This is a genomic window from Mucilaginibacter sp. 5C4 (assembly GCF_034345625.1).
GTDB lineage: Bacteria > Bacteroidota > Bacteroidia > Sphingobacteriales > Sphingobacteriaceae > Mucilaginibacter > Mucilaginibacter aurantiaciroseus.
The window spans coordinates 880,383-905,524 of record NZ_CP133775.1 but is presented as its reverse complement, the minus strand read 5'-3'; the positions used below and the strand labels follow the sequence as shown (position 1 = coordinate 905,524).

The following is a 25,142-nucleotide window of genomic DNA, read 5'->3' as shown; positions in this document are numbered from 1 at the left end:
CTAAAGCCAAAATTTTACAGTTTAAGTTTTAAAAGCGATTTCCCTGAATGGCTGAACGGCACAAGCATAATTAGTCGATTTTCTTTCTATCTTGCAAAAGCGCTAACCTGCTTTACATAAAATTGTAACAGCAACATAATCAATATACTATGAAGAAATACCTTGTTTTTGCGATAGTTTTTTTATTAATAAGTATCAACAATACTACATATAGCCAAACACCAGCTATAAACTTCACTTCGGTAACCTTGCAGCCAACCATCGCTTATGTAAAATATAAGGGCGAAACCCGCCGCATGGCAAGGCTGCTTTTTAAAAATGGTAAAAGCTATGCTGCCGCGGATGTAAGCGTAACGTTTAATAATCATACTGATCACCTCAGCATCCCCGCCAATAAAAATGGCCTGGATGTTTTTGAACTGCCCCTGCCGGGCGATGCCATTAAGATCTCCACCCAGGCAATCGTCACATTAAAAGCGGGCAACCAAACGTATACCGCCCGCTGTATAGTTGAACCTGCACGTGCTAACTGGAGTGTTTATGTGCTCCCCCACTCGCATGTGGATATTGGCTACACCAACACGCAGGCTAAGGTGCTGAAACTGCATATGGAAAACATTGACGAGAGCATTGCCCTTGCCGAAAAGACCCAAAATTACCCTGCCGAAGCCCGTTTTAAATGGACTACCGAAGCTATATGGGTGGTTGATAATTACCTGAAGCTATCATCAACAGAAAAGAAGGCCCACTTTTGGAATGCCGTTAAAAAGGGCTGGATAAACCTTGATGGTGCTTATGGCAACATCAATACCAGTTTAACCGATTCAAGGCAGTTGATGCAGATGTTTGCAGAGTCGCAAAGGTTGGCGCGCGAGCAGGGTATCGAGATCCACACGATGTTCCAGGGGGATGTACCGGGCGCTTCCTGGGGATTGGCCGCGCAGGCAGAGCAAACGGGGATCAGGTATTTCCTATCCGGGCCAAATGCTTCTGACAGGATAGGCAACCTGGCCAAATGGCAGGATAAACCCTTCTATTGGGTATCACCATCGGGTAAAGAAAAACTATTATTTTGGCAATGCCAGCCCTACTCTATCGGCTATGCCCTGAAAGGCACCAAGATCCCTAACTTTTTTACCATTGACGAGCCAAAACCATTTTACACCGGCAAACCGACCGAAAATTTCCTGAACCCTTACCTGTTCCAATACCTTGGCGACCTGGAGCAAAAGGGCTTCCCATATGATATGAGCATCCTTACCTGGGCCATGAGCGATAACGCGCCGATAGACCCGGAACTGCCCGATGCCGTAAAAGCCTGGAACGAACATTTCGAATCGCCAAAGCTGATAATTACCTCAACAAAACAATTCTTTACAGATCTGGAGAAAAAGTATAAAGACAAGCTGCCAAGCTACCAGGGCGATTACACGGAGTACTGGACGGATGGCGTATCATCCTCAGCAAAAGAAACGGCCATCAACCGCAACGCATCAGATGTGTTGAAACAAAGCGATGCCATCTGGGCCATCCGCAACAAAGCCACCTACCCGGTAAATGCATTTAACGACACCTGGAAAAACCTGCTGCTGTTTAACGAACATACCTGGGGGGCTTACAACAGCACCGACGCACCCGATGATGCCAAGGTTAAAAGCGAATGGGCGGTAAAGCAGTCGTTCGCGTTAAGCGCTCATAAAAAAGCGGATTCGTTGATGGTGCTTGCTTCAAAACCGGCATCAGCAAAAGCAAATACCATTGATGTGTACAATACCCAAATGTGGCCGCGTACCGATGTGGTTTATGTACCTGCCGCACTTAGCAAAGCCGGTGACGCGGTTAAAAACGCCTCGGGCAAGCGCGTACCATCGCAACGCTTAAGTACCGGCGAACTGGCTATTTTGGCGGATGATGTTGCGCAGATGGGTAAAAGCACCTTTACCATTAGCGCGGGCAAAGCTTACAGCAAAGCAAAAGCTATTGTTACGCTGAATACGTTAAGCAACGGCGTTTACAATGTGGTGCTTGATAAGGCTAACGGGAATATCCAAAAACTGGTAAAAGGCACACGCAATTATGTATCAGATACCGCATCGCTCAACCAGTACATTTATTTACCGGGCGATACGTTGAAGAACCTGCAAAGCAGCAGCAACGCGCGTATCAGCATTAAAGAAAAAGGCCCGTTGGTAGTGAGTTTACTGGTAACATCCGACGCGCCGGGCACAAACGGATTAACCCGAGAGATCCGTTTGGTAAGCGGGTTGGATAAGGTGGAACTGATCAACACCATTGATAAAAAAGCCATCCGCAGGAAAGAGAGCGTACATTTCGCGTTTCCGTTCAACGTGCCAAACGCGCAGGTGCGTTACAGCATCCCATGGGGAAGTATTGCCGCCGAAGCTGATCAGCTGCCAAATGCAAACCATAACTGGTACACGCAACAACGCTGGGTAGATGTGTCTAACGCCAACTATGGTGTTACCTGGAGCAGCCCGGACGCTCCTTTGTTTGAGATAGGCAAGATCACCACGGATAACCTCCTGGGCGGGCTGCATTTTGCGCCGCAATGGTTATCGTTCACCCCGCAATCATCGGGCATCTATTCGTGGGTGATGAACAACCTTTGGCATACCAACTTTAAAGCCGACCAGGATGGTGTAGCCACCTTCCGTTACTTTATACAGGCGCACGAGCAAGGTTATAACAGCCTGAAAGCAAACCAACAGGGGCTTAATAACCATCAGCCATTAATTGTTGCCGCGGCAACAGCTAACGAACAGGGTTTGCCATTTAAAATTACCGGCAATAACATTTACACCGAAATTTTAAAACCGGCAGATGATGGAAAAGGCACTATCGTGATGATCGTAAACACAAGCGATGCCGAAAGCACCGTAAACTTTACCCCGCAACAAACCACGGGCATTAAACTTTGGGACAGCAATTTAGCGGAGGACAAAAGAGCCGCCTTAGATAATACGTTTACCATGCCCGGTAAGGGAATAAAAACCATCAGGATAGAAACAAAATAGCAATCTATTACATCACAAAAAGGCCGTCCCGAGATGCCGGGACGACCTTTTTTATTATGAGGGGGAGGGTATTAATTTGCTGTAAAAGTGAAGCTATGGATCACAATCTCTACGCTTTGTCCGTTTGACGGGGCAAGGCCGTTGTAGCACCATAGGTTTAACAATACCGGCATGCTTTTGCCGCTAATGGATGTGCCGGGGCTGTTAAAGGTTTTGGTTAAGAATAGGTTGGTATCGCCGCTTTGGAAACCGTAAAGGCTTTTAAATACCACGCTGGTAGCTGTTCTTTTGAAACGGTGTGTAGTATATGTGCCGCCCGGGGTAGAAAACTCCTGCGAGTAACTTGCCGGGGCAGGTGCATCACCTTCCTTAGGGAAAATGGTATAGTTTAAGTTTGGCCATGCCGCATTACCCCATCTTGCAAATTCGATATCTATTTCGTCGCGGCCATCGATGCCCGAGTAATCAAACAAGCCAAGTACAATGTTTTTATCCAGGTTGGCGATAGGCCCGTCAATTTGCCATTGGTAAGTACCAAAGCCAAAGTTGTTGGTGCTGGAGATCTCGGCACACTCCCAATGATTGTTGGAGGCATTTTTAGATACCCTTAAATGCAGCCAGCCGTTCGCATCCACCCAAACGTTATTGCCGGTCCAATAATTGGGGCCGGGGCCTTCAGTGCCGGCGGGTGCCTTAACGTTCCAGGAGTAGCCGCTCCAGGAAATGGTGGCCTGGTCGCGCTTGCTGCCCTGTGTTACAGCGGTGGCGTTCTCGGGGGCCTTGGCGCTTTGCGGGGCAACAGTTGCCGTTTTCTCTTTGGTACATGCGGCAGCAAATAGCGCTACAAATACAATACAACAGATTTTTTTCATGGTTATGAATGATTTAAAGAGTGAATAATTCAAATACAAAAAAATCAGGATAGGCAAACCAATATCGTTTACCCCGGCACATTGTGTTATTTATAAGTTTAATACAGCCGCCTTTAGGGCAAATAATATTTAATTGATTAACTTATATTTAATACACTTTCTAAACAAGTGCGTACGATTCAAATATTTTACCAATTGTTTTTAAAATATTTTTTAATGTTTAAATACTTATTGCTTGTATTTAATAAGTGTTATTTGTACACCATGGGTGTCTGGCCTAAGCTAAACTCCTTACAAATGCCTGACCCAATAAATTTTGCCCCTTGCTGCTTAAAGTTATTTTTGTAGTATTAACTGAAATTTATTCCCGCTGATAGAAACGAATGGCTGAAACTTCCCTGGTACGCCGCCTTGGCCTGGCACAAGCCACCGCCATAAACATGACCGATATGGTTGGCATCGGGCCGTTCATTACCCTGCCTATGGTGATCAGTATGATGAACGGGCCATGGTTTTTGTATGCCTGGCTGGCGGGTGCGCTGCTTTCCTTTATTGATGCCATGGTTTGGAGCGAACTTGGCGCGGCCTTCCCCATGGCAGGTGGTTCTTATAATTTTCTGAAAGAAACTTACGGCAAAAACGGCCCCGGCAAGCTTATGAGTTTCCTGTTCGTTTGGCAAACCATGATCCAGGCACCGCTGGTTATCGCCTCGGCAGCTATTGGTTTCGCGGCATACTTTTCTTATTTACTTCCCCTATCCCCCATAGAAGCTAAGCTAATGAGCGGTGGTGTGGTAATTTGTATTGTGGCATTACTATACCGCAAGATTGAATCGATAGGAAAAATTAGCGTGATACTTTGGGTGGGCGTACTACTTACCATGATTTGGATCATAGCCGGTGGCTTAGCGCATGGCAATTTCTTAGCCCCCATAAAACATATTAATGACGGCTTAACTGTAAATTATGCTTTTGTGGCGGCAATTGGTTTTGCCAGTGTAAAAAGCGTTTACAGCTACCTGGGCTACTATAATGTATGCCATTTGGGTGGCGAGATCATCAACCCATCTAAAAACATACCGAAGAGTATGTTTATTTCTATAGCAGGTATTGCTATCCTTTACATGCTAATGAATGTGAGCGTGGTAAGCGTAATACCCTGGCAACATGCTAAGGACAGTAAGTTTGTGGTAAGCGAATTTATGGAGCAATTATCGGGGCACACCTCGGCAAAAATTGTTACCTGTTTGATATTGCTGGTGGCCTTTTCATCAGTATTCTCAGCCACGTTAGGTTATAGCCGCATCCCTTACGCGGCGGCGGCGGATGGTGCGTTTTTTAAAGTATTTGCCAAGCTGCACCCAACGGGTAATTTCCCTTACGTATCGTTGTTGTTTTTGGGTGGGATAGCCTTTGTATTTAGCTTACTATTTAAGCTTAGCGATGTGATCAGTGCCATATTAGCCATGCGGATCCTGATTCAATTTATATCACAAGCCTTGGGGCTGTACCTCCTGCGCCGGGCCAAAAGTGAAACAAATTTCCCTTATAAAATGCCGTTATTCCCTATCCCTATTTTCCTGGCGATAGCGATGTGGTTTGGCATTTTATTATCTACCGGCTTCCATATGGTATTAGGTGGTTTAAGCGCCATTGCATTGGGTGCTATTGTCTACTTCATAAAAGCCAACATGAATAAGGAGTGGCCTTTTAAACCGGCTAATTATAAGGCGTAAAATTCAACCGCATTTTTGCCCCAAAATAGCTCCTGCTCGTTGAGGCTCAAGTGGCTGATATAACTTTCTACAATACTTAAAACACCCGCATACCCCCCTGCTAAATTACACATCGGCCAGTCGGAGCCAAACATTACCCTTTTAATACCGAAAGCATTAAATACGACATCAAGATACGGGGTAAAATCTCCGGGTTTCCAGTTGGCCCAGTCGGCTTCGGTTACCATACCGGATATTTTGCAGGATACGTTTGGATGGGATGCAATGGCTTCAATATCCTCTCTCCAGCCATTTATCCCGCCATCTTTGATGTAAGGTTTAGCCAGATGATCTATCACAAATTTTTGATCAGGAAAAGCCGCCACCAAAGTCTTGGCATAAGGCAGGTGATTTGGTTTTATTAGGATGTCATACGTAAAATTGTACTTGCTTAATAAACTGATGCCCTTCATAAACTTTTCATCCAGCATAAATTGCTCATCGGGCTCAGCCTGTAATATGTGGCGGAAACCTTTTATGAGTTTATAGCCGCTGTAGTAGGCTAAGCGCTCTTCGATATTATCTGCTTTAAAGTCAACCCAGCCTACAATACCTTTTATAAAGCTGTGCTTTTGAGCAAGGCCCAATAAAAAATCATTCTCCGCTTCGGATTGATCGGCCTGTACAGCTACGGAAGCTGATATGCCGTGCTCTGGCATTATCGGTTCAACAGCCTCAGGCAGCAAGTCGCGTTGGATAACTTTTAGGTCGTCGGTTATCCAGGCATCTTTAACGGGATGGTATTGCCAAAAGTGCTGGTGACTATCGATCTTTAACATGGGTTTACATTGGTGGTGCTGCCCACAATATCGAAATAATAAGGCAATAAAAAAGTCCTCTCCGAAAGAGAGGACTAACTTTTATTTTTTAAGCCCTTCTCCTTCGGAGAAGGGTTTGGGATGAGGCTTCTATTTGGTGATCAGGTTATACAGCTCATCCAATTTTGGCGTAAGCACAATTTCTATGCGCCTGTTTTTTGACAGTGCTTCAGGGGTATTAGCAGTATCAATCGGCTGGAACTCGCCTTTACCGGTCGCGGTTACGCGCTTAGGGTCGATGTTCTCGGTCTCGGTTAGGTAGCGGGTTACGGATGTTGCGCGTAGTACGCTAAGGTCCCAGTTGTCTTTTATCTGGCCAAGGTTTTTTATCTTTTTGTTATCGGTATGGCCTTCTACGGAAATGTTAATGTCGGCTTCTTTGTTCAACACGGCAGCTAATTGTTTAAGCGCCTGTTTACCTTTATCATCAATAACTATACTGCCCGATGGGAAAAGCAGTTTATCAGTAAGCGACACATACACCTTGCCATTCCGGATATCAACCGTTAGGCCGCTTTGCTGGAAACCAAGCAGGGCTTTTTGTAGCTTATCTTTCAAAGCGTTTGTTGCTTCATCGCGCTTGCGCAGAATCTCTTCCACCTCTTTCAGGCGTGCTTCGCGTTTTTGCAGGTCGGTAGATAGCTGGGTTACTTTTGAGGAACTGGCATTGTAGTTTTTATCAAGCGCGTTATATTTATCATTAAGTCCGCTGTAGTTTCCTTTAAGCGCAGCCAATTCCTGGCGGATGCGCGAGGTATCAGCTATCAGTTTTGATACCTGCTCTTCAAGCGTGGCGGTACGGGTGGCCAAGGAGTCGCGCTCGGCCAACAGGGCCTTGTGCTTTTTGGGCGACATTACCACGCAGGATTGCAGCGCGGAAACAAACAGAACGGCTAAAAGCAGGTGTTTAAACTTCATGTTATATAGGGTTTAAGTGTATTAAGCAATTGCATTCTTCAGGAACACATTCAGCGGGTATAGCTTGCTGCATATATCCACAATATCCTGTGCGGCACTTGCGGTCATTACCTCTTTATCTTTAAGCGGATGCGAAACGATAAAGCTTTTCAGTCTCAGCAGATCGATGTTCCCGTTATAGGCATCGTAACCTTTAGGGGTTGTTTTCAGCTGATCCTGCGCACGGAAATCGCCGAACAGCTTTACAAACTCCTTATCGTCTATCACCTTCTTCAGGTCGGCGGCGTTGTAATCAATTTCCTGGCGAATGGCTTTCAGGTGTTCGGCCTCGGGCATCCAGCAACCACCGGCAATGAATGATTTGCCCGGCTGGATCTGCAGGTAATACTCCACCCCGCCCAATTTAGAACCTAAAGTTGGCAAGCTAATGCCGAAGTTGTTTTTGTAAGGCGTTTTATTTTTGCTGAAACGGATGTCGCGATAAATGCGCATCACACATTTCTTAGGGTCAAGATCGGCGCTAACGGTTGGGTCTACTTTATGCAGCTTTTCAATAACGCTCGCGGCAAATTCAATAAGGTTCTCGCGAGCTGTATCGTATTTTGCTTTATTAGCCTGGAACCATTCCCTGTTGTTATTATCAACAAGCTCTTTTAAAAAATCAAGCGTTTGGGATTGTATCATCCAAAAAATACATTTTATTATGATCGACTACGTTCGCTATGATCTATGAACCATTATCTATAAACTAAAGCCTAATTTAAGTTAAGCTTTTGGGGGCGGATGTTAAGGTCAACATCTTTACGGCGATATTTTTTATACCAAATGTATCCAACTACAGCAACAGCCAGGTATGGCGCAGCCAACAGGTACATAATGCCGCTGTTAAGTCCGTTGGTTTTGTTATCGCCGCTTTTGCTGTTGGATTCTACATTGGCGCTGCACGTAGAACACTGGGCCTTAACCGGCACAACGCTTATCACCAATAAACCAAAAACCAATACGAGGTAAAAATATTTTAACTTCTTCATGTGTAAAACTATTAAAAGTGGTAGTACGGTTTGATCATCAAATATACAACAACGCCGGATAATGTAACGAATAACCATATAGGAAACGCCCATCTTACCAGTTTCTTATGTTTTGCAACCTGCATTTGTAAGCCGCGGTAAAAGCTTAACAATATCAACGGTAAAACACCTGCAGCAAGTATAATGTGTGGCACTAATAACAACAGGTAAATTGTACGCATACTACCGGCAGTTGCGCGTTCATCGGCAGATAATAAGCCATCTCCGTTAGTATCGCCGTACACGGTATCGTGCTGCATTAGGTAATGGAACAGGATGTAGGATACCAGGAATAACGACGACAAGCAGAACGTTAAAATATTTAAGCGTTTATGAACCGTTATATTGCCCTGTTTAATGAAGTATAACGAAGTTAACAGCAGCACACTGCACGTACCGTTTAAAACGGCGTTAAGCAGTGGCAAATAAGGCGTAAACGCAGGTGGCGTAGCAGGGCCCGGGATAAGATGGCGGTTAAGCACGATCACCACCACTATAACGAATATAGTTACACCTGCTACAAATCGGATTATGAATTTATCAGTCATAGTTTATATGAGAGTCAGGAATCAAGACGATTAGCGTCAGGATTCGTTTCTATTATTTAATATGTTTCATCAGGGTTTTGTCTTGGCTCCTGATTCTTGCTTACTTCTATTCTAATATAAAGCTTTATCCACCTTGCGCAGCTCTTCGGCTATCAGCACTTTGATCTCATCGTTAAGCTTGGTAAGGTCGGCGGCTGATGTGCCGGAGTAATAGCCCCTGATACGCTTCTCAGCATCGATCAGTATCAGCTTATCGCTATAAATAAAATCGTCCTTACCGGCCTGTACCGCGTTCACTAAAAAGCCGGTACGAGCCAGGTTATACGTAATACTGGTATCACCCGAAAGGAACAACCATTTCCTGGTTTCCTCAAACTTGGCTGCATACTTTTTTAAAGCCTGCGGTGTATCGCGCGTTGGGTCAACCGTAAAAGATGTAAAATACACCATCGGGTTTTTGCGGTAAGCGTACACCAGTTCGCTTACGTTCTTATTTACCTCGTTACAAACGGTTGGGCAGTTGGTATAAAAAAAGCTTGCCAAAAAAATCTTCTTATCAAAGTTCTTGAACGATACCTGCTTGCCATTTTGGTCGGTAAGGGTAAAGTCGCTAAGCTTATGGTAGATCGTATCGGGGATAAACGTTCCGTGAAACGTATGCCCCGTTTTAGCTGCCTGTTTAGGGCCAAAAAACGAGAGAGGCTTATACCTGTTCTTACCTTTGGCGGTTAGCAAATAATACAAAAATCCCGGTAAAGCTAATATCATTACCAGGACTATTATTTTTTTCGGGAAAGAAGCTTTACGCATTATCCTATTTTCGGTCTCAAATCTACCCAGTAGTGGCTTTCATTTGTAAGCACCAATATCAAACCAATGATGAATAGTATCGGCACAATGATGCAAAGCGCTAAACCTATTTTCTCGAATTTTAAGTGCATAAAGTATGCAACTATATAAAATGCTTTAAACAGGGTTAATACAATGTATATAGGGTTTGCCAAGTGTATAGGCACTTTACCCGATGGCACTAACCAAAGCGCGATAATAAACTCAACTACAGTTATACCCAATAATACCAGGAAGATCTGTATGATTTTCTTTTTGGTCATTCCTTCACCGTGACCATGATCTTCGTGGTGAACTTCTGTTGTTTCTGATGACATATATTTATCAGTTAATTTTTAAACTAAGTAAAAGAAAGTAAATACGAATACCCATACCAAATCTACAAAGTGCCAGTAAAGGCCAACTTTTTCGATCATTAAATAGCTGCCGCGTTTTTGGTAGGTACCTAACAATACATTTATAGTGATAATGATATTGATAATAACACCGCTAAATACGTGGAAACCGTGGAAACCCGTTATAGTGAAAAACAAGTTAGCAAACTGTTGCGCGTAGGTACCGTAGGTAGCCTCGTTACCGCCTGTAAACAGGTGTTTCAGCTCTTCAGCATTAGGGATGTGCCCCCACCAGAAACCTTCGTGGTGTAAGTGGCTCCACTCTAACGCCTGGCAACCTAAAAAGGTAAAGCCACCAATAATGGTAGCAAACATCCACCAAAGCACTTCTTTTTTGGCTAAACGGTGGCCGGCCTCTACAGCCAATACCATGGTAACCGAACTAAGGATGAGGATAAACGTCATTAAACCCACAAACACAAGTGGTGCGCCACTATCTAACAAACCAGGTACCGATTGGAAAACCTTATCTGGTGCAGGCCAGCTACTCGAGCTGAAACGCAGCGATCCATAGGCAATTAATAGTGACGAAAAGGTAAACGCATCCGAAAGGAGGAAAAACCACATCATCATTTTACCGTATTCGACATTGAACGGAGATCTTCCACCAGACCACGGCGTTGTCTTTACTTCATCTATAGGTGATACTTGTACACTCATGAGTTTTTATTATTGGTTCAAAAGTAAAAAAACATACAGATAAATCCATATTATATCGACAAAATGCCAAAAAATAGAGGACATCTGTACACTGTATAAATTTTTAACCTGCTCAATACTGCGGGTGCTACGCCAAAGCGTATTGGCCAACAGCAATAAGCCGGCAAAAATGTGTAGTAAATGCATCCCGGTAAATACATATATAAAGGATTGGGAAGCATTTGGGTTACTAAAATAAACGCCATTTTTGATCAGGTACGACCATGCCGATAACTGGATGATAAAAAAGGCAACGCCTAAAAAAATGGTAGCCATTAAATAAAATTGCTGTTTACCACGATCAAGCGCCTTAGCCGCATTTGATGCCAAAAACATCGTAATGCTGCTTAATATAATTACGCCGGTGCTGTACATAAAGGCATCAGGCAATTTAATATTAATGCCATGTGCCTTGCTGCCACCCACATATACGATAAAACCGCTGGTTAACGCCGCAAAAAACATAAACGATGTGAATATGAAGATCCACATGTTGAATTTTTTGGGTGCCAGGTTATATCTGTCTTCTTTTTGTATCTGTGCCATCATTTTCCTATAAAATCAAATAAAAACACTAATTGCACTACCGGCAAATAGTAAAAAGAGCCAAACATCAATTTCCGGGCGCTGCTAATTTCAAGAGTACGCATTAAATTAAATGCCTGGTATATAAAAATCAAACTCATTACTAATGACACTATGGCAAGAACAATGCCGCCATTATGGTTAAAATACGGCAGCAAGCTTACCGGCAATAATATAACAGTAGCTGCAAAAGTAATTACGGCGCTTGTTAGGTTACGTTTACCTGTTGGCAACAGCCTGAAACCTGCCAGTTTGTAGTCATCATCCAACACCCAGGCAATTGCCCAAAAATGCGGGAACTGCCATACAAACTGTATGGCGAATAAAATTAACGCTATCTCATCTATCCGGCCGTGTGGCTGGCCTGCTACGTAACCTATTAATGCAGGCAATGCGCCCGGTATAGCCCCCACAAAAACTGCTATTGGCGACTTGCGCTTTAATGGTGTGTAAGCAAACGCATATAATATAATTGAGAATACCGATAGCAGGCCTGTAAGTACGTTTAAACTCCCCAGTAGATATGTACCTGCCATACCCATTCCCAAGCCTAAAACCAGGCCCTGGCCATTTGTCATCCTGCCTGCAGGCATTGGGCGGTCCATGGTGCGTTTCATTAATTTATCCAGGTCAACCTCAATTACTTCGTTAAAGCAATTGGCTGCAGATGTAACTAAAAACCCACCAATAACCAGCTTGGCCCAATTGATCCACATGGTTGTGCTGTACAGCGACCCCCAGGTGTTGCCACCGTTGGCCTTAACTGCTATGATAAATGAAATAGATGCCGAAAACACCACTAACAAGGTTAGTCGCATTTTTATCAGCTTAGAAAAATCACTCCATTTCATTTGCCTGCCCCCTGCACGTTCACCGAGCTAAATAAATTCAACAATAAATAAAATTGGGCGCCAAAAACTAAACTCGCCAGTACAATATGTACGGCCTGCGCAAACGGCGGTAAAGCCCAGTATGATAACAATATACCGGTAACTATTTGCAGCATGATCATTAAAAACGTAAAACTCATTAACTGCTGTTGTACCGAATGCTTGTTAAAGCCCTTGCGGATGAGTGCATATAAAACGACGTTCATAATCAAAACTATTAAGGCTACATCGCGGTGCTGTGCGAATATATCACCTGCACGATGTACCCAACTAGCGCGGTAGCTGCCTTCTAAATGGCTGGCTACTGCATCTATCTTTTCGCGCAGCTCGGTGCCAAAAGTTATTTGCAAAACACTCAGCGCTAATACCAGCAAAGTAACTATCGCTATAAATGGTTTACGTTCCACCTTATACCTGCCCTGCACTTTTGCCATGTGGTAGGTTGTTATGCTAATGGCTAAAATAACCAGGGCAATAAGCATGTGTACGGTTACGATCCAGGCAACCAAATTGGTTGATACCACTATAGATCCTAACCAAGCCTGGAAGGCTACCAAAAACACATTAAATATGCTCAGGAAAACAATCGGTTTATTAGTCTTCCAATATTTAAAAGAGTATACAACGCACAGCAGTAAAAACAGACCCGATGCAGCACCTATCAAACGGTTGATATATTCTGTCCAAGTGCGGGCGGTATTAAATTCCTCAGGTACCAGGATAGATTTGTCGTTACGGATGCGCATCGCCAATTGGCTGTATCCAAAAATATCGAGCATTTTGGCAAACTTTTGGTTTTTGGCAAGGCGTTTATCCGAGTACGATTTTTTGTAATTGGCCGGTAATTCTGATATACTGGTTGGTGGTATATACCTTCCAAAGCATTTAGGCCAATCGGGGCAACCCATACCAGAGCCTGTGCTGCGCACTACTCCACCCGCCAGTATCACTAAAAATAGCAGGATGATGGTTATGAGATTAAACTTTAGAAACTTGTTACCGGGTGCCTTTATGCTCATTTAAATATTTCTAACAAATTAGGGTACCTTTCAATTCGAAAATTTGAAAATTGACCAATTTAAAAATTATCATTTTCAAATCTTCAGATTCTCTAATTATCAAATTAGGAAAAGGTACCCTAAAACATCAGATCAAGTGTAATATTATTTAACTTCTTCGTTTCTTTTTTGAGTACTTGTCCATTTGCTGTGCTCCTCTAAACCTATCGGGTTGTCCTCAAAATCGTGCGGAAGGTTAGAGCTCATTGTTTCAGAAAGCGGCGTTGTCTGTGGTATAAAATCATGCTCTGCGCCCGGCTTGCTGTAATCATACGGCCAACGGTAAACGGTTGGGATCTCGCCCGGCCAGTTACCATGTATATGCTCAACAGGTGTGGTCCACTCCAGTGTATTTGCGTTCCAAGGATTTTGAGGCGCTTTTTTACCCCAGAAAATAGAGTGCACAAAGTTAAACAAGAAGGCTAACTGCGCTAATGCGGACATGATTGCCGCCCATGTAATAAATGTATTTACAGATAACCATTGTTTCATTGACTCAAACTCGGTGAACGCATAGTAACGGCGTGGTACACCATCTAAGCCCATAAAGTGCATTGGGAAGAATACCAGGTAAGCGCCGATGAAGGTTAACCAGAAGTGCAGGTAACCCAAACGTTCGTCCATCATACGGCCAAACATTTTAGGGAACCAGTGATAAACACCCGCAAGCATACCAAATATAGCTGCCGAACCCATTACCAGGTGGAAGTGGGCTACTACGAAGTAAGTATCGTGCAGGTTGATATCCAGCGCAGCGTTACCTAAGAAAATACCGGTTAAACCACCAGAGATAAAGAATGACACCATACCGATAGCGAACAACATAGCCGATGTAAAACGGATGTTACCGCGCCATAAAGTTGCAAGCCAGTTAAATGTTTTTACTGCCGATGGTACCGCGATGATCAATGTAGTGATCATGAACACACCGCCCAGAAACGGGTTCATACCCGTAACAAACATGTGGTGACCCCATACGATGAACGATAATACGGTGATACCTATAAGCGAGTAAACCATGGCGTGGTAACCAAAGATAGGTTTACGCGAATTTACCGACATAACCTCTGATGAGATACCCATCGCTGGCATAATTACAATGTATACCTCCGGGTGACCCAAGAACCAAAACAAGTGCTGGAACAAGATAGGGCTACCACCTTCGAAAGGTTGAACTTGTGAACTGTTCAGTACAATTTCTGATAAGTAGAAACTGGTACCGAAGCTACGGTCAAATACCAATAGTACAACACCTGCTACTAACACCGGGAATGATAATACACCCAGGACAGCAGTTAAGAACAATGCCCATACAGATAGTGGCATTTTCCAAAGGTCCATACCTTTTGTACGCATGTTAAGGATGGTACTCACATAGTTTATACCAGCCATTAGCTGTGATGCGATGAAAAAAACCATACTGATCAGCCAAAGCGTCATACCCAAGCCCGAACCCGGCATAGCTTTAGGCAATGCAGATAAAGGTGGATATATGGTCCAGCCACCGCTGGCAGGGCCTTTTTGTATAAAGAATGATGATAACATGATACCACAGGCAATAAAGAAGAACCAGTATGATAACATGTTCATGAATGGCGATGCCATATCACGTACACCTAATTGCAATGGGATAAGTAAGTTGGCGAAGGTACCGCTCAAGCCTGCTGTTAATACAAAGAATACCATGATGGTACCGTGTATGGTAACCAATGCGAGGTAAAAGTTTGAATCTAAACGGCCACCCGGTGCAAAACGGCCTAATAATGTTTCCATTAAAGGGAACGCTTTATCAGGGTAAGCTAATTGAATCCTGAACAGGATAGAAAGGGTCATGGCGATGAATGCCATTGTAATACCTGTGATCAGGAATTGCTTGGCGATCATCTTGTGGTCCATACTGAATACGTAAGTATTCAGGAAAGTTGCTTTATGGTGTCCGTGATCTTCTTCGTGATGTGCTACTACGTGATCGTGAACTGTTAATGTTGACATACTCGCTAATCTTTTTGTATTAATTGTTTAACGCTAACCTATTTGGTTGTACTTCTTTTTTCTCTGCAGCAAATTTAAGGTCTTTCTTAATCGCGTCTGTCAGATATGGTTTCTGTTGGCTTAACCATGCCTGGTATTCAGCCTCGGTAACCACACGTACAACTTTTTTCATGTTATAATGGGCTCCACCACAAACCTTGTTACAAAGTATCTCGTATTCAAAATTTGGCTTATCCAATTTGATACGCATCTCTGCAGTAGTAATGGTTGGTTTAAATTTAAAGAAAGTTGGTAAACCCGGTACCGCGTTCAGTTGTACACGGAAGTGAGGCATATAAACGCTATGGATAACATCCTGCGCGTGGATATTTAACCTAACAGATTTACGTACCGGTAAGTACATGGTATCGGCCTGAAGATCATCATAGCTATCTTTATCTTTAAAGTTGATACCTAATTTGTTTGTACCGCTAACCAATTTGTAGTCGGTTTTACCTAAGCGGGCATCTTTACCAGGGTAACGTAACTCCCACGCAAACTGGTGGCCGGTAATATCAACATTGATAGAAGCAGGCTCGCCTTTAGCATCAACGTTATCGGTGATTTGCTGCCAGGTGAAGAAACCGAAAATTACAAGGATAGTTAAAACGATAGCTGGTGCTATTGTCCAAACTTTCTCGATAGTGTTGTTATGTGGCAGGAAATGGCCACGGCGGTTTGCATTGTGACGGTATTTGAACAGGAAGCTGAACAGCAAGATTTGTGTAACTACAAATACGATCATTGTTAACGTAGTTGTTGTCCAGAACATTTCATCCCATTTCACACCATGCTCTGAAGCTGCATCAGGCAATATCATGGCACCCTGTACGGTAAATTCCCAGTAAGCCCCGTATGCACCTGCAATAAGGAATATAAGACAGCACACACCCATTACATTATCCCAGTTAATAGGTTTTTTGTTTTGGATCTGTTGCGTTAGATCGAAAACGCGAAGGATCTTCCCAACTATACCGATAACAAAACAAACGATAAGGAAAAGCAGGATATAATAACCTGCAGTTGCTAAGCCGTTGTCTTTAACTGCATCTGTTGCAGTAGCACCGGCTGCCTCTGTACCCTGCGCAAAAAGCACGCTCGTGCCCAAAAGCATAAACACAGCTAAAAGCGAAAGTATTTTTTTAGAATTGAATAAATTTTTGAATCCCATTTTATTGGTTATTTGAATTGCTGTATCCGGTTACAAATTTAACAATTATTATATGTGATGATGGAGGCTCTCTTGCAGGAACGGATGTTTTTTAGGGATAAGCGATGTAAACCTGCTTAGCGCGGTTAATACCGAGAAAGTAAATAAACCCACGAAACCTAAAAATATACCTATTTCCTCAACACCAAAACCTGGTTTTTCAACCGTACCCGGCATAATCATAATGTAGTAATCTAACCAATGGCCGGCTACTAATAGCAGACAGGTCCACATCATACGGCTTCTTACACGTTTAGCATCACGAGACATCAACAGTAACAATGGCGCTAAAAAGTTCATTACGATATTAAACCAGAACCAGAATTTGTACTCGGGCTCCCATCTTTTGTAGAAGTAAACAGACTCCTCTGGTATATTAGCATACCAGGTAAGGAAGAACTGTGCAAACCATACGTATGTCCAGAAGATAGAAAAACCAAAGATAAGTTTACCTATACTGTGCATATGATCTACATGTAACCACTCCATATAACCTTTCTTTTGCAGGTGAATCATGATCAACGCCATGATAGCTAAACCGCTTACGTGCATTGCCGCCAAATTGTACCAGCCAAACATGGTAGAAAACCAGTGTGCCTCTAATGACATGATAACACCGAACGCGAAGATTGGAAACGTAAAACCAAAAACCACCAGGAATATACAGGCCAGTTTAAAGCTTTTATCGTAGTTACGCATGCCGCCTTCAGTATCTTCATCAACCGAAGTTTTTGTTAAAGCCCAGCCAAAGTAGCTGTAGGCACCTAACAATACAATAAGCATTCCGTAGAAAAATTTGATAGTTAAAAATGGTGCTTTACCCGCGATGATAGCATCGTAGTTTTCGCTGCCAAGAGTGGTTAAGCCATGTGTAGCCCAGTGAGCATACAGGTATGGTACCATTTCCTTTTTACCGTGTTCAATAACTTCATGCTCGCTAAATAAGCCAAAAGTAATTACAGCTATTAAGATAATGCTTGCTACAGGCAACACCTTGGCAAATGCCTGAGGGATCCTGATCAGGGATGCCGACCAGCCGGCTTGTGCCGCGTACTGGTAAGCGCAAAAGAACACACCTGCTGTACAAACACAAACAAAGTAGTAAGACATTAGCAACAAGTTGCTATAAGTGTGTTGTACGTGTTCACCACCCAATATGAAGCCAAATGCAATTGCTATGATACCAATTACAATACCAACCAAACTCAATGTTTTGGTTGTACCTGTGAATTGAAAACGTTCTTCTATACTATTATGAGTCTTCATTAAAAATTAATCTTATAAAGTTTGTAAATGGTGTACATACATAACTATCTTCCAGCGCTCTTCTGGTGCTACCTGTGATGCGTAAGAACCCATCGCATTTACACCATAAGTTATAGTATGATATATTTTTCCGTCTGTAAGATCTTTCATTGCACCACCACGTGATGACTGGCCTTTTGAGTAAGATGGCGGCGGCGGGTAACCGTGCTGCACAACTAAACCATCACCCTGCCCGGTTAAACCATGGCATGGCGAGCAAAAGGTTGTAAAAAGCTTTTTACCCTCTGCCAAATGCTGAGGGGCGTTAGCAATAAGGTTGGTAACCTCAAGGCTTGCTTTATCGTAGCCCTCACGGGTGTTTGGGTAATCAAAGCGTTTAAAGCCTAAAGGTATTGTACCTGCGGGCGGTAATTGCGCTGTTTTACCATCCTTAAAGTTTGGATTGGCCTGGTCCGGGTCAAATGCTGTATGTTCGTACATATTGGGAGCGTATTCCCAACCTGTACTACGCTTATCCTTGCACGATGTAATAACGATCGATGCAGCAATAACGATAGCCGTTGTGCCCAATATTCTAAATTTATTCATAGCTAACATATTTTCTTTCGTTATGCTTTACTTCTACTGCACCTGCTTGTTTTAATAAATTGGTTATATCCTCGTGCGGCACGTTTCCTTTAGCATCAACAGCTATTATAAAACGGTCGTCGGTTGCACGCAGGTCCATTACACGTGGCGCACGGCCAGGGAAAAGGTGGGTTGCTGCGAAGAACGTGAACGTCATACCAAACGCGGTGAAAAGGATAGTCCACTCGAATGTGAACGGTACAAAGTTTGGTATTGCAAAACTTGGTTTACCACCTATATTCATTGGCCAATCGTGCACAAGCATATAATATATCATGCTAAATATTACTGTAGCACCAAGGCAGCCAAAACAAAATGCCGCGTAACCTAATCTCGAATCTTTAACGCCCATTTTATCCTCAATACCGTGTATTGGCATTGGTGTATAAATGTCGTAGATAGGGATGCTATTTTTCTGTAGGTTATCAATGCCCTGCATCATATCGTCCGGGTCATCAAAAAGGCCTAATATCATTTTAGTCTTGCTCATTTTTATACTTTTTCGTAATCAGCCGAATCAACACTGTCAAATTTTGTTAACGACTCCTTGTAATACTGAACCTCGGCCGGCTCAAGGTGGCCTTCTTCAATAAGTTTCTTCTTAGCCTGCTCACTCGATGTTTTAAGCATCAGTTTAACCTCGGCAATAGCTACTGATGGTAGTACCCTCACAAATAACAGGAACATGGTAAAGAACAAACCGATAGACCCGATGAACACGCTCACATCAACCCAGGTTGGATAGAACATTGCCCAGCTTGATGGGATGTAATCGCGGTGTAGCGAGGTTACGATAATTACGAAACGCTCGAACCACATACCTATATTCACGATGATTGACAGGAACCATGAGAATTTAATATTGGTACGCAAGTATTTTGACCAGAATAGCTGTGGCGAAATTACGTTACAGCTCATCATGCTCCAGTAAGCCCACCAGTACGGGCCAGTTGCCCTGTTGATGAAAGCGTATTGCTCATACTCTACACCAGAGTACCACGCGATGAAAAACTCGGTTATATAAGCCACGCCCACGATAGAACCTGTTAATAAGATGATCTTATTCATCGATTCGATGTGGAACATGGTAATGTAGTTTTCTAAACCTAACACCTTACGGGTTACCAGCAATAGTGTTTGCACCATCGCGAAACCAGAGAAGATAGCACCCGCAACGAAGTATGGAGGGAAGATGGTGGTGTGCCATCCCGGCTCTAACGACGTAGCAAAGTCAAATGATACAATGGTGTGTACCGATAGTACCAGTGGTGTAGATATACCTGCAAGTATCAAAGATACGGTTTCGAAACGCTGCCAGGTTTTTAATGAACCTGTCCAGCCGAATGATAGTATTGAATAGATACGTTTACGTAAGCCTGTTGCACGGTCACGGATCGAAGCGATATCAGGCAATAAACCTGTGTACCAGAACAATAATGAAACCGAGAAGTAAGTTGAGATCGCGAACACATCCATCATCAGCGCCGAGTTCCAGTTTACCCAAAGTGAGCCGTACTGGTTTGGAAGCGGTAAGGTGAAGTATGCTAACCATGGGCGGCCCATGTGTGCTACAATGTATGTAGCGGCACAAATTACCGCGAAGATGGTCATCGCCTCTGCAGACCGGTTAATGGAGTTACGCCAGTTTTGACGGAAAATCAATAGTACCGCCGAGATCAGTGTCCCTGCGTGACCAATACCTACCCACCATACGAAACCGGTAATATCCCAGGCCCATCCTACAGTTTTGTTAAGTCCCCAAGCGCCTAAGCCAAACCAAAAGGTGTAGCTGATAGACACTACCCATAACAATGAGCCTAATGATGATACGGTAAAACCGATCCACCAAGCTTTGTTAGGTTTATTCTCTACAGGTAACAATATATCGTTAGTGATCTTGGCAAAGGTCATGTCTTTGCCCGTCATTAACGGTTCCCTGATTATTGATTCATGTTGATGAGCCATATGTTGTTATATATCTCGATGTAAAATTAAGCCAATGATTCAGTTCCGGTGTTCCTAACTTTCACCTGGTATCCAATACCCGGTTTTACGTTAAGTTCTTCAAGTACATAGTAAGTACGCTCGCTCTTCAAAGCTTTTGAAACTTCAGAGTTAGGGTCGTTCCTGTTACCGAACACGATAGCGTTTGCAGAACAAGTTTGCTGACAAGCAACTTTAACTTCGCCATCCCTAAGCGGGCGTTTTTCTATTTTAGCCTGTAATTTACCTGCTTGTATACGTTGCACACACATCGAGCATTTTTCCATTACCCCACGGAAACGTGTAGTAACATCGGGGTTAAGTACTAATTGTGTATGCTCGTTATTTAAGTAATTATCAAAACGAGAATCGTTCCAGTAGTTGAACCAGTTAAAGCGGCGCACCTTGTATGGGCAGTTGTTTGCGCAGTAACGTGTACCAACACAACGGTTGTAAGCCATCATGTTTAAACCTTCGCTTGAGTGCGTGGTAGCTAATACCGGGCAAACAGTTTCACAAGGTGCGTGGTCACAGTGCTGGCAAAGCATTGGCTGGTGAACAACGGTAACGTTGCTAAAATCGGCCAGTTTCTCAATTTCTTTCTCTTGCGTTACTTTACCAGAACGGCTATCAACCTTAGCCTCGCCATTTTGTTCAAAGCTGTAGTAACGGTCAATACGGATCCAGTGCATCTCGCGGCGGCGGCCAACTTCGTCTTTACCAACAACAGGTATGTTGTTTTCTGCACTACATGCTACAACGCAAGCGCCACAACCTGTACATGCATTTAAGTCGATAGCCATAACCCAGTCATAAACAGGGCGAGCGTGGATGGTGTCTTCGTTAGTGCTCTCCCAAAGGTCAAACATCTTCTCTTCTTCACCTTCTTTACCGCTACCTGCACGCGCATCTTTCTTGTATTCGGTAAAGGTTGCTTCGCGGATAATGTTACGGCCCTCAAAAGAGTGATGCGTTTGTGTTTGCGAAAGCGGGAATATATCGCCTGTAGCTTTTACAGTTGCCGATGCGTTTGTTTGGAACGTACCGTTTAGGAAGCTAAGGAATGGATACGCGTTTTTACCTACATTGTTACCAACAAGGCCTGCTGCAGTACGGCCGTAACCAACAGCTACAGATACTGTGCCCGGCGCCTGGCCCGGTTGTGATAATACCGGTAATGTTACCGTGTAACCATTCGCGGTGATCTCAACAACCTCAAATTCATCAAGGCCCATCTTTTTAATATCAGATGGAGACATCGCTGCAAAGTTGTCCCAGGTAACTTTAGAAACCGGGTCAGGTAACTCTTGCAACCATGGGTTGTTTGCTTTTTTACCATCGCGCATTGCTGTATTCTGGTAAACCTGCAGCTCCACTTTACCACCTTCGGCAAGTTTAGCACTTTGGCCTAATATGGTTTGTGCAACCGCGTTAAGTTCATAGTTAAAGGTGTATGAACCGGCAGCAACAGGTGCTACCAATACAAAACCAGTTTGTAATAAGGTTTCCCAACCAGCCTGGCCAGATAAACCGCCTTTGGCTAATAAGCTGGTGTTCCAGTTATTTCTTACAAATGTGTAGTAATCTTTAGTTGCGCTATCAGCCCAAACCAACAGGCTATGCTCGGCCTGGCGGGTATTGTTAACCGGGTTAATAGTTGGCTGCATTACCGTGTAGTAACCTTCTACAGAGCTATCATCACCCCACGACTCTAAATAGTGGTGGTTTGGCGCAATAATATTACAAAGTGCCGCGGTTTCGTCGGTATGATCAGAGAATGAAACTTTTAAGCCTACATTCTTCAATGCATCAACAACTGCGGCTGCGGTATGGTAATCATAAGCCGGGTTAGCATCAAGGAATAATGCTGCACCTACTGTACCTGCTTTAGCTTGTGTAATGAAATCAACAATGGCACCATCATTACCGGCGTACTGACGAGATGGATTGTCCAGATCGATAGTGGTGCCGTAGCTGCCTAATAAAGAGTTGATAGCATTTACCAAAACTTGTTTAGCAACATCGTTTGAGCCGGCTACAACTAAGGCTTTGCCTTTTGCTGCTTTAAGTTCTGCCGCTACTAATAAGATGGCTTTATCTGCGTTTACTGTAGTTAATTTTTTTGAACCCGGTAACGTTGTGCCTGATATAGCATTGTACAGGTTAACCAAGGCAACACCTTCTTCAGATGGTTTGATGGCGATACGCACATCTGCATTGGTACCGGTAAGGCTCATACCGCTCTCGAATTGGATGTGACGTGACATCTTTTTTTCTTCGAGCGATTTGTTGTTACGGTTTGATACGTACTGGCGGGTAAACTCTTCACCAGAGATCCATGTTCCAAGAAAATCTGCCGCGAAGCTTACAATGATGTCAGCCTTATCAAAATTGTAGTGAGGTAATACCGCTTTACCAAAACTGTTTTGGTTAGCCTTTATAATACCTGTATAAGAAACTGCGTCGTACTGTACGTGTTTTGCAGTAGGATATTTTGCAATAAATTCAGCAATTACCGCTTGTGTAGACGGGCTGTGTACTGTTGATGAAACGATGCTGATGGTTTTGCCACTTGCTGCAACCGCTGCAAGTTTGCTTTTTACAAAAGCGTCAATCTCAGACCAGCTGCTGTCGGTACCGTTCAATTGAGGGTCTTTAACGCGGCTGGTATCGTAAAGCTCAAGCACTGATGCTTGTGCCTGCGCACTTAAACCACCTTTTGATAAAAGATCTTTAGGGTTACCTTCAACCTTAATAGGGCGGCCTTCGCGGGTTTTAACCAAAATTGCGCTACCATCATAAGTAGATGTGTAGTAGTTAGCCACACCCGGGGTTATCTCCTCCGGTTTAATTAAGTAAGGGATCGATTTGTGTACCGGTACTTTTTGGCAAGCCGCTAATGTAACCGCACCAACACCAAAGCCTAATGCCTTTAAAAAGTCGCGACGGGGGGTTTTGCCCATAAGGCCGCCTCCGCTTAAAACCTCCTCGATAGGAATTGGCTCGGCAAATTCGTGTTTATTTTTCTCAACAAATTCTGGCGTTTTGTTCAGTTCTTCTAAACCTTTCCAGTATTTTTTATTGCTATCCATTTATAGTTATATAAACTGTAATGTACTGTTCTTAATAATTATTAGTAGTGGCACTTAGCACACTCAATACCGCCTAACACTGCTGCAGTAACTTTTTCACCCTTTTTAATTTTATCATGGGCAGCAAGTATGCTGTCGTAGTAAGCATTGCCTTTCCCGTTAACCTCGGTACGTTTGTGACACTGGATACACCATTTCATGGTAAGTGGAGAATATTGATATACTTCCTTCATTTCCTGAATTTGGCCGTGGCAAGTTTGGCATTTTATTGCGCCAACTGTAACGTGTTGCGAATGGTTAAAGTAAGCCAGATCGGGCAGGTTGTGTATACGCACCCACTGGATTGGTTTTGATTTAGTACTATCGTATTTTGCGGTGTTAGGGTCGTAACCCAAAGCATCGTAAATTTTGCGGATCTCCGGTGATTCTGTCTTAACAACTTTGTGGCAGTTCATACAAACGTTCAACGATGGTATCGAAGCATTTTTAGATTTGTATGCACCTGAGTGACAGTATTGACACTCTATCTTCATGACACCTGCGTGTAACTGGTGCGAGTATTTGATAGGCTGTACCGGTTGGTATCCCTGGTGAACGTTAGTATTCCACATGGTGATCCAGCTAAAGCTACCTAAGCCAACAACAGCGCAAAGCACTAAAAAGAAAACAAGTTTTTTGTTTTTAAGAAGCTTTTTAACTATAGCTAATTTATCTACAGGTACTTTCTCTTCCTCAACAACTTCTTCTTCTTCAAAGATCCCTTTTTTGTTAAGCAACAAACGCTCAAGCGTTGCAATTACTTTATTTAAAACAAGGATAACGACGAACGCAATAACAATAACGCCTAATAAACTCCAAACAACTAAAGCGCTTGGGCCTTTATCTTCGGCTGCTGCTGCTGTGCCACCTGCAGGTGCTTTTGCTTTATCGTCCTGGATCTTTTTCCAATCAGCACGGATGTAAGTGATAACATTACCAACATCTGCATTGCTCAACTCGGCAAATACTGTCATACCCGCCTGGTTGTACTCGTTAAATATTTTAACGGCCTTGGGGTTTTTGGCAGCAATTAATGCCTGGTTGTTTTGGATCCATTTGGTTAGGTAAGCGTCATCAGTTTCTTCTGTTAACTGCGGACCTAAGGCCGGGCCGGTCATACGCACATCTATTTTGTGACACGCGGTACATTTGGCCTTAAATATAGCTTCACCTTTTGCTGCGTCTGTTTGCGCGTGGGCTGTTAAGCCTACCACAACCAAACCGGCAACCAGTAAAACCGACCTTGAAAACTGTTTAATAATCAATGAGATATTTCTCATATAAGGTATTTATGCTAAATAATTTTTATATATAAGTGTTAAACTGACGTAAAGCTGCTTGATTTAGTCACTTTTTCAGCTACAAAAGTATAATTTATTACA

Annotated in this window: 22 protein-coding genes; 2 read left to right on the top strand and 20 right to left on the bottom strand. The window is 43.3% G+C overall.

What is annotated here, in order from left to right:
* The first annotated feature begins 149 nt into the window (after positions 1 to 149).
* Positions 150 to 3,035 carry a glycoside hydrolase family 38 C-terminal domain-containing protein gene (locus RHM67_RS04185; RefSeq protein WP_322230843.1) on the top strand — a complete coding sequence of 962 codons (2,886 nt, stop codon included), beginning with the start codon at positions 150 to 152 and terminating at the stop codon, positions 3,033 to 3,035.
* 71 nt (positions 3,036 to 3,106) lie between these two features.
* Here RHM67_RS04185 and RHM67_RS04180 read toward each other — a convergent pair whose 3' ends face one another.
* Positions 3,107 to 3,907 carry a glycoside hydrolase family 16 protein gene (locus RHM67_RS04180; RefSeq protein WP_322230841.1) on the bottom strand — a complete coding sequence of 267 codons (801 nt, stop codon included), beginning with the start codon at positions 3,905 to 3,907 and terminating at the stop codon, positions 3,107 to 3,109.
* 383 nt (positions 3,908 to 4,290) lie between these two features.
* Between RHM67_RS04180 and RHM67_RS04175 the strand changes: the two genes are divergently transcribed.
* A complete protein-coding gene (locus RHM67_RS04175) occupies positions 4,291 to 5,643 on the top strand; it encodes an APC family permease (RefSeq protein ID WP_322230839.1) in 1,353 nt (450 codons plus the stop codon).
* On the opposite strand, the gene RHM67_RS04170 is transcribed toward RHM67_RS04175, so the two are convergent.
* From RHM67_RS04170 to RHM67_RS04080, 19 genes are all read right to left on the bottom strand, one after another.
* Positions 5,631 to 6,461, bottom strand: a complete 831-nt coding sequence (locus RHM67_RS04170; RefSeq protein ID WP_322230837.1) for an amidohydrolase family protein — start codon at positions 6,459 to 6,461, stop codon at positions 5,631 to 5,633. The two genes, RHM67_RS04175 and RHM67_RS04170, sit on opposite strands and share 13 nt — an antisense overlap.
* A 129-nt stretch (positions 6,462 to 6,590) precedes the next feature.
* Positions 6,591 to 7,418, bottom strand: a complete 828-nt coding sequence (locus tag RHM67_RS04165) for an OmpA/MotB family protein (RefSeq protein ID WP_322230834.1) — start codon at positions 7,416 to 7,418, stop codon at positions 6,591 to 6,593.
* 21 nt (positions 7,419 to 7,439) lie between these two features.
* A complete protein-coding gene (locus tag RHM67_RS04160) occupies positions 7,440 to 8,102 on the bottom strand; it encodes a DUF2461 domain-containing protein (protein WP_322230832.1) in 663 nt (220 codons plus the stop codon).
* Between the two features lie 71 nt (positions 8,103 to 8,173).
* Positions 8,174 to 8,449, bottom strand: coding sequence for a hypothetical protein (locus RHM67_RS04155; protein WP_322230830.1), 276 nt, complete (start codon positions 8,447 to 8,449; stop codon positions 8,174 to 8,176).
* An 11-nt stretch (positions 8,450 to 8,460) separates the two neighbouring features.
* On the bottom strand, positions 8,461 to 9,036 hold the full coding sequence (locus RHM67_RS04150) for a DUF420 domain-containing protein (protein ID WP_322230828.1): 576 nt from the start codon (positions 9,034 to 9,036) through the stop codon (positions 8,461 to 8,463).
* Positions 9,037 to 9,147: 111 nt separating this feature from the next.
* Positions 9,148 to 9,804: an SCO family protein gene (locus RHM67_RS04145; RefSeq protein ID WP_322230826.1), complete on the bottom strand. Its 657-nt coding sequence runs from the start codon at positions 9,802 to 9,804 to the stop codon at positions 9,148 to 9,150.
* A 41-nt stretch (positions 9,805 to 9,845) separates the two neighbouring features.
* Positions 9,846 to 10,202, bottom strand: coding sequence for a cytochrome C oxidase subunit IV family protein (locus tag RHM67_RS04140; protein ID WP_322230824.1), 357 nt, complete (start codon positions 10,200 to 10,202; stop codon positions 9,846 to 9,848).
* Between the two features lie 18 nt (positions 10,203 to 10,220).
* Positions 10,221 to 10,940, bottom strand: a complete 720-nt coding sequence (locus RHM67_RS04135; RefSeq protein WP_322230822.1) for a cytochrome c oxidase subunit 3 — start codon at positions 10,938 to 10,940, stop codon at positions 10,221 to 10,223.
* Between the two features lie 9 nt (positions 10,941 to 10,949).
* Entirely contained in the window at positions 10,950 to 11,528 is a 579-nt protein-coding gene (locus tag RHM67_RS04130; protein WP_322230819.1) for a cytochrome c oxidase subunit 3, read from the bottom strand.
* A complete protein-coding gene (gene cyoE / locus RHM67_RS04125; protein WP_322230817.1) occupies positions 11,525 to 12,415 on the bottom strand; it encodes a heme o synthase in 891 nt (296 codons plus the stop codon). Before cyoE ends, RHM67_RS04130 begins: the two co-directional genes overlap by 4 nt.
* Complete coding sequence (locus RHM67_RS04120; protein ID WP_322230815.1) at positions 12,412 to 13,473, bottom strand: COX15/CtaA family protein; 1,062 nt, start codon at positions 13,471 to 13,473, stop codon at positions 12,412 to 12,414. The genes cyoE and RHM67_RS04120 overlap by 4 nt, the downstream gene beginning before the upstream one ends.
* A gap of 144 nt (positions 13,474 to 13,617) precedes the next feature.
* Positions 13,618 to 15,408, bottom strand: coding sequence for a cytochrome c oxidase subunit I (locus tag RHM67_RS04115; RefSeq protein WP_416182871.1), 1,791 nt, complete (start codon positions 15,406 to 15,408; stop codon positions 13,618 to 13,620).
* A gap of 115 nt (positions 15,409 to 15,523) precedes the next feature.
* Positions 15,524 to 16,714 carry a cytochrome c oxidase subunit II gene (locus tag RHM67_RS04110; protein ID WP_322230809.1) on the bottom strand — a complete coding sequence of 397 codons (1,191 nt, stop codon included), beginning with the start codon at positions 16,712 to 16,714 and terminating at the stop codon, positions 15,524 to 15,526.
* A gap of 48 nt (positions 16,715 to 16,762) precedes the next feature.
* Positions 16,763 to 18,019, bottom strand: a complete 1,257-nt coding sequence (locus RHM67_RS04105; RefSeq protein WP_322230807.1) for a quinol:cytochrome C oxidoreductase — start codon at positions 18,017 to 18,019, stop codon at positions 16,763 to 16,765.
* Between the two features lie 12 nt (positions 18,020 to 18,031).
* Positions 18,032 to 18,607, bottom strand: a complete 576-nt coding sequence (locus RHM67_RS04100; protein ID WP_322230805.1) for a cytochrome c — start codon at positions 18,605 to 18,607, stop codon at positions 18,032 to 18,034.
* Positions 18,600 to 19,136, bottom strand: coding sequence for a DUF3341 domain-containing protein (locus RHM67_RS04095; RefSeq protein WP_322230803.1), 537 nt, complete (start codon positions 19,134 to 19,136; stop codon positions 18,600 to 18,602). Before RHM67_RS04095 ends, RHM67_RS04100 begins: the two co-directional genes overlap by 8 nt.
* 2 nt (positions 19,137 to 19,138) lie before the next feature.
* Positions 19,139 to 20,611, bottom strand: a complete 1,473-nt coding sequence (gene nrfD / locus RHM67_RS04090) for an NrfD/PsrC family molybdoenzyme membrane anchor subunit (protein ID WP_322230801.1) — start codon at positions 20,609 to 20,611, stop codon at positions 19,139 to 19,141.
* Between the two features lie 26 nt (positions 20,612 to 20,637).
* Positions 20,638 to 23,721 carry a TAT-variant-translocated molybdopterin oxidoreductase gene (locus RHM67_RS04085; protein WP_322230799.1) on the bottom strand — a complete coding sequence of 1,028 codons (3,084 nt, stop codon included), beginning with the start codon at positions 23,719 to 23,721 and terminating at the stop codon, positions 20,638 to 20,640.
* Positions 23,722 to 23,762: 41 nt separating this feature from the next.
* A complete protein-coding gene (locus RHM67_RS04080) occupies positions 23,763 to 25,040 on the bottom strand; it encodes a cytochrome c3 family protein (RefSeq protein WP_322230797.1) in 1,278 nt (425 codons plus the stop codon).
* Positions 25,041 to 25,142 lie beyond the last annotated feature (102 nt).